Below are 15,349 nucleotides of genomic sequence, written 5' to 3'. Positions count from 1 at the left end.
TCCAAATTTATTGCCAATACCACCACCAGAAGCCAGCTAAACTTGCGACTGAAATCATCCAGATCAACACCGTTAATACTGCAGGTTTACCCGACCCCCAAAACATGGTTTTGGCAAGCCATTTTTTAAACAATACGCTGCTTAAAGTTAAGCTCGCTAAATGCACCAATACCGCAGCTAAGAATAAATTTGCTGCAAATTCATGTAGCTCTTTTAAAGTATGACTTTGGGTATAATCGGTGAAAAATCCAACCAACACAGTTAAAGGCAATGCCAACCAAATCAACAAAATACTGAATTGAAACGCACTGGAACTGCCTGACTTTAAAAACGGTAATGAAAAAAACTGCTGTGGCTGTTTCCAATCGCGTTTTACAAATTGTTGAATCATGCCTAAACGTTTAGAAATTCCTGTCGGCTGTGTGCTGTTCAACATACTCAACACCTGCCATACGATTCGTAAAGCTAAACTAATCCCCAACGTATAGCCAAAAGCCATATGTAACTGATGCCATTCTTCCGCATCACCTGTTAAGTAAGCCCCTGTAAAACTTAGCAGCATCACCACATGCAAAAAGCGAATCATTAAATCTGTAGATGTTGATTGCTTCGCGGGCACACTATTTGTTTGCATATTCAATCTATCAAGGTGGTTTTGTTCTTATCACAAAGATATAACATCAAGCTGAATTGAAAATTAAGATGCTTAAATCAAAGACCCTATATTTTTGAATAAAAGTGAATAAAAAAATTGCGCTCAATTGAGCGCAATTTTTAGATAAATTTTAGAAGTTAGATCATCACTATTACAGTTTAGGATCACGGATTTGCAACAAACTGCTGTTGGCTTTGCTTAGGCTATCAACCAGTTTATTCATCACTGCAGGAATCAAACTGTCTGCCATTTGTGCAGCTTGCAAACCCAGTTTTTCACCCAAAGTTGGCTTTTTACGGGTTTGAATCACATAAATATCATGCTGTGGCAACAAACTTAGTAAGTATTCATCTGAGGTTTGTAACTTATCTACCAAGTTTAAATCCAGTGCATCCTGACCATACCAATGCTCACCTGTTGCCACTTTTTCAACATTCAGTTGTGGACGGTATTTTTCGACAAAGTGTTTAAATAGTACATGAGTTTGTTGCAATTCTTCTTCAAACTTAGCCTTGCCTTCTTCGGTATTTTCACCAAACATGGTCACAGTGCGTTTGTATTGACCTGCTGTGTACATCTCAAAATCTATATTTTTTTCTTTGAGCAAGCGATTAAAGTTAGGCACTTGTGCCACTACGCCAATAGAACCCAAAATCGCAAATGGCGCTGACACAATTTCTGAACCAATACATGCCATCATATAGCCACCACTTGCCGCAACTTTATCGACACAAATGGTTAAATGGAATCCTGCATCGCGTAAACGTACCAATTGCGCAGCAGCAAGACCATAGCCATGTACCATACCACCTGGGCTTTCTAGACGCACCACCACACGGTCACGACCTGCTTTTGCTGTTGCCAAAACCAAAGTGATTTCTTCACGTAATTGCTCTACTGCAGATGCAGCAGTATCGCCTTTAAAGTCAAGTACATAAATTTTTTGATTGTTCTTTTTACGAGCACGTGCTTCACGTGCCATTTGTTGGCTAAGTTGCAACAACTCAAGTTTAGATGCCGTAGTTTGCGCAATTTTTTTTCGTTGGTCGTTAATTCGCGCATTTAAATGGCTAATACGAATTTCGGCAGGTAATTTAGGTAAATGAAATAACATAGATCCGCAATTCTCAATTTTATTTGTGCTTAGCTTAAGATGAGGGCTGAACTTAAAAATTCAATATCACCTTGTTGATTTGCTTAATTTAATCGATTTTAAATCTCATTACCGTTTAATTTGTGCAAAAGCAAAAATCATGCTAGGTACTAAACATTCGTCATAAAAAAACCGCAAATCGGTTTGATTTGCGGTCCTTTTATACAAATTTTGAAAATTAACCAAAACGACCTGTAATATACGCTTCTGTTAATTGATGGTCTGGCTGAGTAAATACTTTTTCAGTTGCATTCACTTCAATCAAATCACCCAAATGGAAGTATGCAGTACGGTCAGATACACGTGCTGCCTGTTGCATAGAGTGCGTTACAATTGCAATTGTATATTGAGTAGAAAGTTCAGAAATTAATTCTTCTACTTTTGCCGTTGCAATTGGGTCAAGTGCCGAACATGGTTCATCCATTAAAATTACTTCTGGACTTACCGCAATGGTACGTGCGATACAAAGACGTTGTTGCTGACCACCCGACAAACCAGTACCTGGTTGATTCAAACGGTCTTTCACTTCATCCCACAAACCAGCTTTACGCAAACTGTTTTCTACAATTTCTTCCAAATCGTATTTATCGCGCGCTAAACCATGCAGTTTAGGGCCATAGGCTACGTTTTCAAAAATTGATTTTGGAAATGGGTTTGGCTTTTGGAACACCATACCAACTTGCGCACGTAATAATACGACGTCAAGGTTAGGATCATAAATGTCTTGGTTATCCAACATCACTTTACCCGTTACACGACAGCTATCAATGGTGTCGTTCATACGGTTTAAAGTACGCAAGAAAGTAGATTTACCGCAACCAGATGGACCAATAAATGCAATCACTTCATTTTCATAGATATTTAAATCAATACCTTTGATTGCTTCAGATTCACCATAGTACACATGCACATCATTGGTACTTAATTTCACATTTGAAGACTTAGCTTCTTTTTTGCTAGACGCTTGTGTATCAAACTGTGAAACAAACGAAGTTGATGATTGCTTCTGTTCTACATCTGGAGATGTAAATTGGCTTTGCTGTGGATTCACTTGTTTATCCTGTTCTAAGGAATTTGGTTTTTCTGTGCTTGCTACAGTATTCATATTCTGCCCTCAATTACCAGCGTACTTCAAACTTCTTACGTAACCAGATTGCAAGGCTGTTCAAGCCAATCATTAACGCAAGCAATACGATAATGGCTGCAGCGGTACGTCCTTCAAAGAAGTTACGCAATTCATTACCCTGCCATAAGAAAATTTGCACAGGTAACGCAGTAGATTGATCAAATGGAGTTGCTGGTACACTGGCAACAAAGGCACTCATACCAATTAATAACAATGGTGCAGTTTCACCTAAAGCTTGTGCGACACCAATAATTGCACCCGTTAAAATACCCGGCAATGCAAGTGGGAGTACATGGTGGAACACAGTTTGTAAACGCGATGCGCCCAAACCTAAAGCTGCCTGACGAATAGACGGTGGCACTGCTTTTAACGATGCACGTGTGGTAATAATTACGGTTGGTAAAGTCATTAAACTTAACACTAAACCACCCACCAACGGTGCAGACAATGGTAAGTGCATCCAACCAATAAAGATGGCAGCACCTAACAAACCGAACACAATAGAAGGTACAGCAGCCAAGTTGTTAATGTTCACTTCAATAATATCAGTAATGGCATTTTTTGGCGCAAATTCTTCTAAGTAAATTGCCGATGCCACACCAATTGGAATCGAAATAAAGATCACAATTAGCATCATGAATAAAGAACCCATGAATGCACCCGCCAAACCAGATGTTGCAGGAGAACTACGTGAGTCTGGGCTAACAAAAATGTTGGTATTGAATGTACTTTCAATAATGCCTTGTGACTCTAACTTGTCTGCCAATTGACGTACTTCAGGGCTTAACTGTTGCTGCTCATCTGGCAGGCTACGGTCAATATTACCTTCTAACCATACATCTACGTTAGCATCTGCAAGTACTTTAACATCTTTGGTTTGACCAATCAGTGATGGATCAGCCAACACCATGTCACGTACACGGTACGCTTCAGAACTGGTATATAAATAGCCAAGATCATCACGCTGTGCTTCTAGCGCTTTATCTTTAGCAATAATGCCGTTCACAATGAGGGCATCCCAATCTACCATGCCCATTTCAGTTTGCCACGCAATCATACGTTCTTCGTATTGGGCTGGTGACTCACCTGCAATTGCTTTCGGTTTTGGACCTACATTCACAACTGCTGGATCGAAATAAATTGGAAGGCTCATGCTGCTTTGCCAAAATGCTGGCAAGCCTTTGGCCAAAATACTGCCAAAAAGCAACACGACAAAGAATAAACCTGCGATAACTGCCGACAGCCCCATAATACGGAAAGTTTTTTCCTTACGATGGCGCTTACCCAATGAACTGGCGATAGTCTTTTTACGTTGTTCACGTAATTCGGCAGCAGCTTGTGGATCTAACTGATCCAAAGACGATGTATTTGAAGTACTCATTAGTCGTATTGCTCACGATATTTACGCACGATGTATAGTGCAACAATGTTCAAACCTAAGGTAATCACGAACAGGGTCAAGCCAAGTGCAAAAGCAACCAATGCTTGCGGACTTGCGAAATCTGTATCACCTGTTAATTGGTTGACAATCGTAATCGTAACCGTAGATACCGCCTCTAATGGGTTTGCGTGTAGTAAAGGACTATTACCTGCAGCTAACACCACAATCATGGTTTCACCAATCGCACGTGACGCAGCAAGTAAGAACGCACCAATCACCCCTGGTAATGCAGCTGGCATAACCACACGGCGAATGGTTTCAGATTTGGTTGCACCCAAGCCTAAAGAACCATCACGTAGCGCACGCGGCACTTGCGTAATAATGTCATCAGACAATGAAGATACAAATGGAATGATCATAATACCCATGACCAGACCTGCAGTTAATGCACTAGTGGCATTAATATCGAGTCCAATTAAGGCACCTGCAGTTTTTAAGAACGGACCAATGATCATCATGGCAAATACACCATATACAATCGTTGGAATACCCGCTAAAACTTCAATGGTTGGTTTTGCCCAAGCACGGAATTTAGGAGATGCATATTCTGCTAGATAAATTGCAATCATTAAGCCAATTGGTACTGCAACAAGTAAGGCAATACCACTGACCATTAAGGTACCCCACAGCAATGGCAATAAACCATAACTGCCGTCTGCACTACCCGATGTACTAAAACCTGGGTTCCAGACAGTACCAAAGAAGAAATCCAGTGGGCTAACGAAACTAAAGAATCGCATTGCTTCACTGAACATAGACATCACAATACCGACTGTAGTCAGAATCGCGACACCAGAACATAATGCCAAAGAAATGTTGATGATTTTTTCAACTTGGTTACGTGCGCGGAATTGTTGTGAAACACGTTTCTTTGCCCACACCAGACCAAATAAAGCCGCACAAATAACAACCGCAAGTTTAGCGTATGAACCAATCGTTGCTACTTTAGACAATTGCTCTGCTGCTGCAATTTCATAAGCAGCTGGTGTATCACTTACACCAAAACCAGAAGCAATCGCTTGTACACGATCAACCAAAACACTGGTACTTGCAGGATCTAGACCAGCAGCAATGTGCGCAGGCACATTATTTAACACCACTTGCTCTAGAATACTTGGTTCAACCAAGTTCCAAACAATCAAAATTAAAAAAGCAGGGATACCACACCATAATGCTACCAACGCGCCATAATATCCTGGGCGTGAATGTAACATTGCAGAGTTATTTCCCTTACCTGCTAGGTTACGGCTCTTGCTTAACCCGATTTGATAGGCTATGGCGATAATGGCCAATAACACACCTATGAGTAGCAGATTCATGTATTCTCCACTGTTTTTTCAATTTCGTTTTTGAAAAAACATTTCTTAGCAAAAAGCCGATGGCAGGTTGTTCCCTGCCATCAGCTGTTTTAACTCAAATTACTTAACCGCTTTACCAGCTTTGAAGTTAGCAAGAACTTGTGCACGCTCTTTGTCAGACATAGAAATTAAGCCTGCTTTGTCTAACTTAGAACCTTTACCAGATACTTTTTTGCTCAAGAAGTATTCAGTAAACTCTGGTAAGCCTTTGATTGATTTAAGGTGCTCACCTTTCACGTAGAAGAACAATGGACGTGATACAGGGTAAGAACCATTTAAGATTGTGTTTTCAGACGGTGCTACGTTGTTTACAGTTGCAACACGTAAACGGTCACGGTTTTGGTCATAGAAGCCTAAACCAAATACACCTACTGCGCTTGGAGAAGTTTTCAAGCGAGCCAATGTTTCTGTGTAGTCACCCGCAATTTCAATTACACGACCATCTTTACGGAAAGATGTACATGCTTTTTTCTTCGCATCTTTGTCTAAAGCTTTAATTGCTGAGTAAGCTTCACAGCCTGCATCAACCATTTTTTCTTGGAACACTTCACGTGTACCGTGGTTAGATGCTGGAATAACTAAAGTGATAGGCTCATTTGGAAGTGTTTTGTCAATTTGGTTCCAACGTGTATATGGGTTAGCAACCATTTTACCTTTAGATGGTAATTCAGCTGCAATAGCTGCAAACACGTGGTAAGGCTTTAATTTATAAGCTGCTTTGTTTGCATTTGATGCAAATACAATACCGTCGTAACCAATTTTAATTTCTAAAACTTGGTTAACGCCTGCTTTTTTACAAGCTGCTAATTCTGAATCTTTAATTTTACGAGAAGAGTTCGCGATGTCGATTGTGTTATCACCTACACCGTTACAGAACTGCTTCAAACCACCTGAAGAACCGCCTGAACCAACAACTGGAGTTTTGAATTGTGGGAAAGTATTACCAAATTCTTCTGCTACAATACTTGCGTATGGTAGAACGGTTGAAGAACCCGCGATTTGGATGGTGTCACGAGCTGCGTTTGCAGTTGTTGTTACAGCTGCTGCAGATACGGCTAAAGCAATGGCGATGTTTGTAAAGCGCATTCTGTTCTCTCTCAATGTATGCAAGTTCGGAGTACGTCACTTGTTATTAAGTTTTGTACTTATTTCGATAACTGCATTGTGGTTTTATAATATGACAGCCATGTTACAACTTTGTTACGCTTTGGTTATATTTGCCTTTTCTGCATTGATTTATTTTAATTTCCTTAAAAATCAATATGTAATAAAATATTATTGTGCTCATTTTTTTCTTAAATTTATTTTTAAAATGTAATAATTCATGCCAATGTCATCTTTTTTCATGAATTTTTCTGCAATATTTGCTGTTTTATTCATCAATTTTAATTATTTTCTATTACAAATACGCCTAAAACTGTTGAAAATTCTACGATTAACTCTTTTATTACACTCAAATTAACAAAACATTTTTAGCATCGTTATACGCTCGCTAAACAATAGGCGCAAAAAAAGCCACCGGAGTGACTTTTTTTGCTGTATTTGATCAGAATTGCTGTAATTCAGCCATTAGTCAATTGCTGGTGTATATGTACCCGCAGCAATTGCATCTTTAATACGTTCTGCTTCAGTCAAGACTAAACCAAGTAAGTTTTTCACGTTGTCTAATGTTGCAACAGGGCTTAACGTCGTCATTTTCAATGATTGGATATTGCCTACTTTCGTTACACCAATATTGGCCTCACCACGCGCAAATAATTCATCTGCTACGTTTTGGTTTAGGCTATCTAAGAACTCTGCAGGGTAACCCTCAGGCACTACACGGAACAATACAGAAGCAAACTGAGGCTCAACCAATAACTCTAAACCTGCCGTTGCTTTAATATAATCAGCAACATCACGAGTTAAGGTTACACCATGGTCAATCATTGAACCGTAAAGCTCTTCACCTAAAGCTTCAATAGTCATCCAAAGCTTCAATGCATCAAAACGACGTGTCGTTTGTAATGACTTAGACACAAGGTTTGGTACACCATGTTCTTCATCATACGCAGAGTTCAAATATTCTGCTTCATAGTGCATGAAACGATAGTTCGCTTCATCTTTCAGCAAGAACGCACCGCACGAAATTGTTTGGAAATAATGCTTATGGAAATCCAGTGTTACAGAGTCTGATAACTCAATACCATCAAGCATGTCACGATGACTGTTAGAAAGAATTAATGCCCCACCCCAAGCCGCGTCAATGTGCATCCACGCGCCATATTGATTGGTGATGTCACGAATCTTTCTAAGTGGATCAATCGCACCAGCATCGGTTGTACCCGCAGTTGCAACCACACAGGCAACAATCTTACCTTCTGCTTTTAAATGTGCCATGGTTTGCTCAAGTGCAACCACATCCATTTGTGCATTTTCATTCACAGGTACAGTAACAACCGACTGGAAGCCCATACCCATCATCGCCATGTTCTTTTGCACAGAGAAGTGTGCATTTTCAGAACAAATGACTTTTACGTTGCGCATTGCATCGCTTGGTACACCATCACGCTGAACAGACCACGGATTACCGTTTTCATCTTTCCAGTTTTTCGCAATACAAGCGTCACGTGCCAACAACACACCCATTAGGTTGGACTGTGTACCACCTGATGTGAACACACCTGCCTGACCTGCGCCATAGCCAACTTTTTGACGTAACCAGTCAATTAGCTGTACTTCCATCAATGAACCTGCAGGGCTTTGATCCCATGAATCCATAGATTGGTTGGTTGCATTAATTAACACTTCTGCAATTTGGCTTGCCACCATGGTTGGGCAATGCAAATGTGCCAAAGAATGTGGATGATGAACTTTTAAACTTTTGTTTAAGAAAAGCTCTACCATGCGTTCCAATGACTTTTGTACACCTAAACCCTGTTTAGACGGCTGGAAAGCAATCGCTTCACGCAATTCTTTAATGCTACCGCCCGTGTACATTTTGTCATTTTGCAACCATGCCGCGACTGCTTGAGTCGCTTGTTCCATTGCTGCACTGTAGTCAGCAATGGATTGAGCATCATTGCAGAGTAACGCTTTACGATGTTCTGCAAAATCTACCATAAACTTATGCGCCTCGAACTGCGACTAACGCTTCAGCAACTGCTTTCTTGAAGCGAGCGATGACTTCTACACACTCTTCTTGAGTAATGATTAGTGGGCAAAGTAAACGGATTACCGTACCACCACGACCACCTTTCTCAAGCAACAATTTGTTGTCAAAACATGCAGCTTGAACAGCAGCAGCCAATTGAGAATCTGCTGGATAAGCACCTAAACGGTCTTTTTCTTGGCGTTCATCTACAATTTCGATACCAATCATTAAACCGCGACCACGCACGTTACCAATACATGGGAATTCAACAGCTAATTTTTTCAATTCAGCTTGTAAGAACTCACCACGCTCTTGCGCGTTTTGTGCAAGGTTTTGTTCTTTAATGGTTTTAAGCACCACAAGACCAGTACCCATTGCCAATTGGTTACCACGGAAAGTACCCGTGTGACCTGCAGGCTGCCATGCGTCAAACTTACGTTTAATAGCAAGTACAGCTAATGGCAAGCCACCACCAACAGCTTTAGACATAACAATCACGTCTGGCTCAATACCTGCATGTTCAAATGCAAACATTTTGCCTGAACGTGCAAAGCCCGCTTGTACTTCGTCTAGAATTAAAACGATGTTGTGCTTTTCAGTCACTTCACGGATTTTCTTCAACCATTTTACTGGTGCAGTCACAACACCGCCTTCACCCTGAATTGCTTCAAGAATTACAGCTGCAGGCTTAGTGACACCGCTTTCTACATCTTCAATAAAGTTTTCAAAATAATACGTTAACGCATCTACACCCGCTTCGCCACCAATGCCAAGTGGGCAACGGTATTCATGCGGATACGGCATAAATTGAACACCAGGCATTAAACCATTTACTGCATTTTTTGCAGACAGGTTACCTGTCATGGCCAATGAGCCATGTGTCATACCATGATAGCCACCTGAGAAACTAATAACTGAGCTACGACCTGTGTAGGTTTTTGCCAGTTTAATTGCAGCCTCAGTGCCATCTGCACCTGTAGGACCACAGAATTGTAAGCAGTACTCTTCTTGGCCGCCAGGCATGTGTGAAAGCAACGCTTCAGTAAAAGCATCTTTCAAAGGTGTCGTTAAATCTAGGGTGTGTAATGGCAAACCACTCGCTAAAGTGTCTTGGATGCTTTGAACCACCTCAGGATGGTTATGGCCCAATGCCAAGGTTCCTGCCCCAGCCAAACAATCTAGGTACTCAGTACCTTCAACATCGGTAACCCAACAACCCAGTGCTTTCGCTATCGCTAACGGTAATTTACGAGGATAACTACGCACATTCGATTCCATCTGACTTTGGCGAGTCAAGTAGTATTCGTTTGTGGAATGGTTGGCAGGGTTTACAGAAGTAACGCTCATATCGAATTACCATCTCTGATATGGGTTGAAAGAAATAAGTCTGGTGACTTGCGGTCTTTTGACTCGGTGCTTTTTTGATCTAGCGAGATAGAGTTTTGTTCTTCAAGACTAGGAAGCGGGATAATACCTAATTTTTCTAGAAAATAAACAGGTTTAACCCAAATATTGCCTAATTTCATCGAAAAAACATATCTTGCAGATGATTCGATTGAATTATCATCTTACATTGTGACAAAGGAAAGAAAATTTAACTCTTTCCACTTCCTTTATACGTTTTTTTGCACAATCTCTCAAGTCATGCAGCATTTATTTTCAAAATAGTATAGATCATTATTTTTATTGAATTTTATAAATGCTTTTTTGCTGCAATTTTTAACGCATATTTTACAAAGCCACCACAAATTCAACTAAAAATCCTCACAAAGCAAAGTTACTATTTAAATCAATTCAAACGCTTTTCATAAATCCTGATCCCCTGAATAATAGGTCAAAATATGCGCTTACTTTCTCTCGCTGCTACCCTGTTGGCTGTTGGTGCTGCAAGCACTGCTTTTGCCCAACAAAATGAATCTTTAAATTACAATATCGTCAATGTTCAAGCCGAAGCTACACGCGAAGTTTCAAATGATCAAATGCACGCTGTGTTATATATTGAAAAAAGTCACAAACAGCCTGCTGAACTTGCATCACAAATTAACCAGTTAATGAGCCAAGCCATTGCAACTGCACGTAAGTATCCACAAGTGAAAGTTGAAACGGGCTCACAAACCACCTATCCAATTTACGACAATGACAGTCGTAAGTTAAAAGAATGGCGCGGTCGTGCAGAGGTACGGGTACAAAGTACCGATTTTAAAGCAGCAAGCCAATTGGTGAGCGAGCTACAACAAAACTTTCAGACCCAATCTATTAATTTTAGCGTGTCTGATGCACAACGTAAAAAAGTTGAAAATGAGTTGATGGTCGAAGCATCTAAAAACTTTCAACAACGTGCGCAAATGTTAAGTCAGGCTTGGAATAAATCGGGCTATAACTTGGTAAACTTGAACCTAAACACCAATTCTTATTTCCCGCAGCCTGTTATGCGCGCAAGCATGGCAAAATTTGCAGTCGCAGAAACGGCTGTAGCTGATCAAGATATGGCAGCAGGTGAATCTAAAATTACAGTCAATGCAAATGGAACGATTCAGTTTAAATAAACTTGAAGCATGACATGAATTGCTTAAGTAATAAAAAACCGCTTGGATATTCCAAGCGGTTTTTTTTGATAACTTCAATTGAATGATAACTTACAGCATCATCAATAAATCGCCATGTGATTGCGGTGAATCATCTCCAACGAACGTGCCTCGCCTAACACCTGATGCACTTTGTCAGAAGCCAAGCCTTTGACCAAATCTGCAGAACGTGAACTAAAATTAACACGTCCCACAGCGACACGATGACCTTGTGTATCTACACACTCCACCACATCGCCACGTTCAAAATGCCCTTCTACCGCTTTTACACCCACAGGCAATAAACTGCGATGATTTTCTTTAATGGCTTTGACTGCGCCATCATCAATCACCAAACGTCCTGCCGTTTGTAAATGTGCCGCCAACCACTGTTGATGCGCTGCAATACGGTCATTGTCAGTAATGAACAGTGTACCCAACATTTCGCCCGCCATTAAACGCGCAAGCACATTGTCACTTTCACCACTGGCAATTAAAGTTGGACAACCCGATTTAGCCGCCAAACGCGCTGCACGGACTTTGGTCAGCATGCCACCGCGCCCAAACTTGCCGCCACCACCCGCCATATCAAACAGACTTTCATCCAAAGCACGTACAGTATGGAACAGTTTTGCGTTTGGATTAGAACGTGGGTCGGAGTCAAACATGCCTTGCTGATCGGTCAAAATAATCAACAAATCTGCATGTACCTGCCCTGCCACCATCGCAGCCAAAGTGTCGTTATCACCAAAGCGAATTTCGTCAGTAGACACTGTGTCATTTTCATTAATGACAGGAATCACCCGCCATTCAATCAGGTTTTGCAAAGCATCACATGAGTTTAAATAGCGACGACGATCTGCCAGATCATCATGCGTTAAAAGTACTTGTGCCGTTTGAATTTGGTGTTTTTCCAGCACACTTGACCAAGTCTGAATTAGTCCCATTTGACCAATGGCAGCGCATGCCTGAAGACTGGGTAGATCAGTGGGTCGATGCTCTAGTTTCATTCGCACCATACCTTCAGCCACAGCTCCCGATGACACCAAAATAATTTCGTGTCCTGCATTGTGTAGATCTGCAATTTGTCCCGCCCAATGCGAGATCGCATCTAAATCTAAACCTTGCCCATTGGCTGTGAGTAAAGATGATCCGATTTTAACAACGATTCGTTTACAACCCTTGAGCTGACGTTGCCCATCTACCACTTCTATCATCTTGTCCTCAGTCACTTTTTGTAGCGCTTAGCGTACGTAGTACACTTCTACATCGCCATCTTCACCATCATCGTCTTCGTCGTCATCGCCCAACATACCTGCAAGACGTTGCTGACGGCGCATCTCACGATACGCTTCTTTCGCGGCAATGGTTTGTTCTCGTGTTTCAGCTTCTAGCTGATCACGGAATGCTTTCATTTCTGCAGCATAGTCAGGATCCTCAACTTCACGTTCGCGTTGTTGCTCAATTTGATCCATCAGGTAATAAACCACTTGCTGAGTACCTTCAGACATTAAGCCTGAAGTTTTAAATACAGGGCCGTCCCACTGCAATTCTTCCAGAATGTGTTTACACCACTCTTCGCGTGAATCTTCAGGAATTTGATCCAGTTTATTTAACACCAACACCATTGGCAATTTAGCCAAAGTCGGAGAGAATTTTTTCAATTCTTCCATAATGGCTTTGGCATTATACGCTGGGTCAGAGCCATCAATAGGCTGAACATCTACAATGTGTAGCAAAATACGGGTACGTGCCAAGTGTTTCAAAAAACGAATACCAAGGCCTGCACCTTCAGCCGCACCTTCAATTAGCCCTGGAATATCGGCCATCACAAAAGAACGATGACGGTCTGCATCTACCACACCCAAGTTTGGCACCATGGTGGTAAATGGATAGTCGGCTACTTTTGGTTTTGCCGCAGAAACAGCACGAATGAACGTTGACTTACCCGCATTTGGCATACCCAATAAGCCAACATCCGCAAGTACTTTCAACTCCAGACGAATTTCACGGAACTCACCTTTGGTACCATGCGTAAATTTACGCGGGGTACGGTTGGTCGATGATTTAAAGTGCGTATTCCCTAAACCACCATCTCCACCTTGTGCAACCAATACTTTCTGACCACTTTCGACTAAGTCTGCAATGATGTCGCCAGAGTCGGTATCTACAATGGTCGTTCCCACTGGTACTGTCAATACAACAGATTCACCGCCACGACCAGCACAGTTTGCGCCAGAACCATTTTTACCACGTTCAGCGCGAAATTTACGGGTATAACGATAATCTACAAGGGTGCTTGCGTTGTCGTCGGCTTGCACATAAATACTGCCGCCACGTCCACCATCACCACCATCTGGTCCACCAAATGGTACGAATTTTTCTCGGCGAAAACTGGCTACGCCATTGCCACCGTCGCCAGCCTCTACGGTAATGACTGCTTCATCAACAAAGCGCATCTTGCCAATCCTCTAAAACTTTAAAAGCCGTATATTCTGCCATATTTTAGAAAATTTCTCGAATTATATTTATGCAATCGTATCAACTCAGGCTTTTTATATCAGGAACGTCAAAATCACTGATTTATTTTAACAATCATGTGATCGTTTTTTCTTATTTCTCCTTCTTAGGTTAAATTCTTATAGTGCATCCGCCCTTTTTGTTTTACTTGCATTTATGTCTGACTCTGCAACCACAACAACTGCTTTATCTCCTCAATTTAGTTTACTGATGGCAACAGCATGTGGTTTATGTGCAGGCTCTGCTTATTTTAACCAACCGCTGATTTATTCAATTGAAAAAAGTTTAGGCATCAGCACCAGCCAAGCAGGTTTTGCAGTAGTACTTGCACAAATCGGCTATGGTTTAGGATTAATGTTACTTGTGCCTTTGGGCGATTTACTCAATAAAAGAAAATTGATTGTGAGTTTGATGGTCTTTGCAGCACTCTCACAAATTTTACTGTCCTTTAGCAGCAATTTAACCATGCTGTATTTCTTTACGGTATGTGCCACATTTGGTGCGATTTCCGCACAGGTTTTAATTCCTTTTGCATCAAGCATTAGTCCACCCGAATCGAGTGCTGCCATTGTAGGCAAACTGATGAGTGGTTTGGTGATGGGTATTATTTTATCGCGCACCTTTGCTGGTTTTGTTTCGACCTTTTGGTCTTGGGAAGGTGTTTATTTAAGTAGCGGCATAATCACCCTACTGTTTGCAGGGCTGATGTGGAAAAAGCTACCTTCTACAACTGCCAATAAAAATTTGACCGTGGTAGCTATTTATCGTTCTCTAATACAATTGGCCACCACCCAGCCACATTTAATTCGCAGAGCCTGCGCAGGTGCTTTAGGCTTTGCCATTTTATCTTTAGTTTTCACTTCCATGACTTTTGTCTTGGCCAATCCACCTTATCATTTTAGTGATTTTCAAATCGGGCTTTTTGGCTTATTGGGTGTAATAGGCATTTTTTCTTCAAGCTGGTCAGGTAAAACGGTGGGCAAAGGCCGCGAAAATTTCGTCGCAATGCTCTGTATCAGTTTGATGTTGTTTTCTTGCATTCCACTCTTTTTTGCACAGCAGAATATTATGGCTTATGCAGTGGGCGTATTGATGAGTTATTTTGGCCTCACTGCATTTCACGTACTGAATCAGAACTTGGTGTATCGAATTGATGCCACCGCACGCTCACGCATTAATGCCGTATATATGACCATTTATTTTTCGGGTGCGGCACTTGGTTCTCTGACGGCGGTCTACGCATGGCAGCACTGGGGGTGGATGGGCTGTGTTGTCAGTATTTTGGTATTTGCCATCGGGATTTTGCTGATTGATCGTTATGATTTTTCACATCGACGCACTATTTAATCATCCAGAATGTGCTTTGGAGTAGGAACATCTACAGCAACTTCCCTAAAAG

12 protein-coding genes are annotated in these 15,349 nt (G+C 41.4%); 2 read left to right on the top strand and 10 right to left on the bottom strand.

The window, feature by feature from the left end; all coding sequences use genetic code 11:
- Window positions 1–7: 7 nt before the first annotated feature.
- From FTU66_RS01735 to FTU66_RS01700, 8 genes are all read right to left on the bottom strand, one after another.
- Window positions 8–634: a cytochrome b/b6 domain-containing protein gene (locus tag FTU66_RS01735; protein ID WP_004971665.1), complete on the bottom strand. Its 627-nt coding sequence runs from the start codon at window positions 632–634 to the stop codon at window positions 8–10.
- A gap of 172 nt (window positions 635–806) precedes the next feature.
- Entirely contained in the window at window positions 807–1,769 is a 963-nt protein-coding gene (gene sohB / locus FTU66_RS01730; protein ID WP_180112214.1) for a protease SohB, read from the bottom strand.
- A gap of 217 nt (window positions 1,770–1,986) precedes the next feature.
- On the bottom strand, window positions 1,987–2,913 hold the full coding sequence (pstB, locus tag FTU66_RS01725; protein WP_096901086.1) for a phosphate ABC transporter ATP-binding protein PstB: 927 nt from the start codon (window positions 2,911–2,913) through the stop codon (window positions 1,987–1,989).
- A gap of 13 nt (window positions 2,914–2,926) precedes the next feature.
- Window positions 2,927–4,315, bottom strand: coding sequence for a phosphate ABC transporter permease PstA (pstA, locus tag FTU66_RS01720; protein WP_168418179.1), 1,389 nt, complete (start codon window positions 4,313–4,315; stop codon window positions 2,927–2,929).
- Window positions 4,315–5,694 carry a phosphate ABC transporter permease subunit PstC gene (gene pstC, locus FTU66_RS01715; protein ID WP_019837665.1) on the bottom strand — a complete coding sequence of 460 codons (1,380 nt, stop codon included), beginning with the start codon at window positions 5,692–5,694 and terminating at the stop codon, window positions 4,315–4,317. The genes pstA and pstC overlap by 1 nt, the downstream gene beginning before the upstream one ends.
- 99 nt (window positions 5,695–5,793) lie before the next feature.
- Window positions 5,794–6,819, bottom strand: coding sequence for a substrate-binding domain-containing protein (locus FTU66_RS01710; RefSeq protein ID WP_168418178.1), 1,026 nt, complete (start codon window positions 6,817–6,819; stop codon window positions 5,794–5,796).
- Between the two features lie 483 nt (window positions 6,820–7,302).
- Window positions 7,303–8,835 carry an aspartate aminotransferase family protein gene (locus FTU66_RS01705; protein ID WP_168418177.1) on the bottom strand — a complete coding sequence of 511 codons (1,533 nt, stop codon included), beginning with the start codon at window positions 8,833–8,835 and terminating at the stop codon, window positions 7,303–7,305.
- Between the two features lie 4 nt (window positions 8,836–8,839).
- Window positions 8,840–10,213, bottom strand: a complete 1,374-nt coding sequence (locus tag FTU66_RS01700; RefSeq protein ID WP_180112213.1) for a diaminobutyrate--2-oxoglutarate transaminase — start codon at window positions 10,211–10,213, stop codon at window positions 8,840–8,842.
- A gap of 494 nt (window positions 10,214–10,707) precedes the next feature.
- Here FTU66_RS01700 and FTU66_RS01695 point away from each other — a divergent pair, with 494 nt between their 5' ends.
- Complete coding sequence (locus tag FTU66_RS01695) at window positions 10,708–11,412, top strand: SIMPL domain-containing protein (protein WP_096901090.1); 705 nt, start codon at window positions 10,708–10,710, stop codon at window positions 11,410–11,412.
- 101 nt (window positions 11,413–11,513) lie between these two features.
- Here FTU66_RS01695 and proB read toward each other — a convergent pair whose 3' ends face one another.
- Entirely contained in the window at window positions 11,514–12,647 is a 1,134-nt protein-coding gene (gene proB, locus FTU66_RS01690; RefSeq protein WP_096901091.1) for a glutamate 5-kinase, read from the bottom strand.
- A gap of 27 nt (window positions 12,648–12,674) precedes the next feature.
- Entirely contained in the window at window positions 12,675–13,889 is a 1,215-nt protein-coding gene (gene cgtA / locus FTU66_RS01685; RefSeq protein WP_168418173.1) for an Obg family GTPase CgtA, read from the bottom strand.
- Window positions 13,890–14,106: 217 nt separating this feature from the next.
- On the opposite strand from cgtA, the gene FTU66_RS01680 reads away from it, so the two are divergent.
- Window positions 14,107–15,297: an MFS transporter gene (locus tag FTU66_RS01680; protein WP_180112212.1), complete on the top strand. Its 1,191-nt coding sequence runs from the start codon at window positions 14,107–14,109 to the stop codon at window positions 15,295–15,297.
- Window positions 15,298–15,349 lie beyond the last annotated feature (52 nt).

The sequence above is a fragment of the Acinetobacter sp. YH12131 genome, assembly GCF_013418635.1.
GTDB classification, from domain to species: domain Bacteria; phylum Pseudomonadota; class Gammaproteobacteria; order Pseudomonadales; family Moraxellaceae; genus Acinetobacter; species Acinetobacter towneri.
This window is presented reverse-complemented; position numbering and strand designations above follow the sequence as displayed.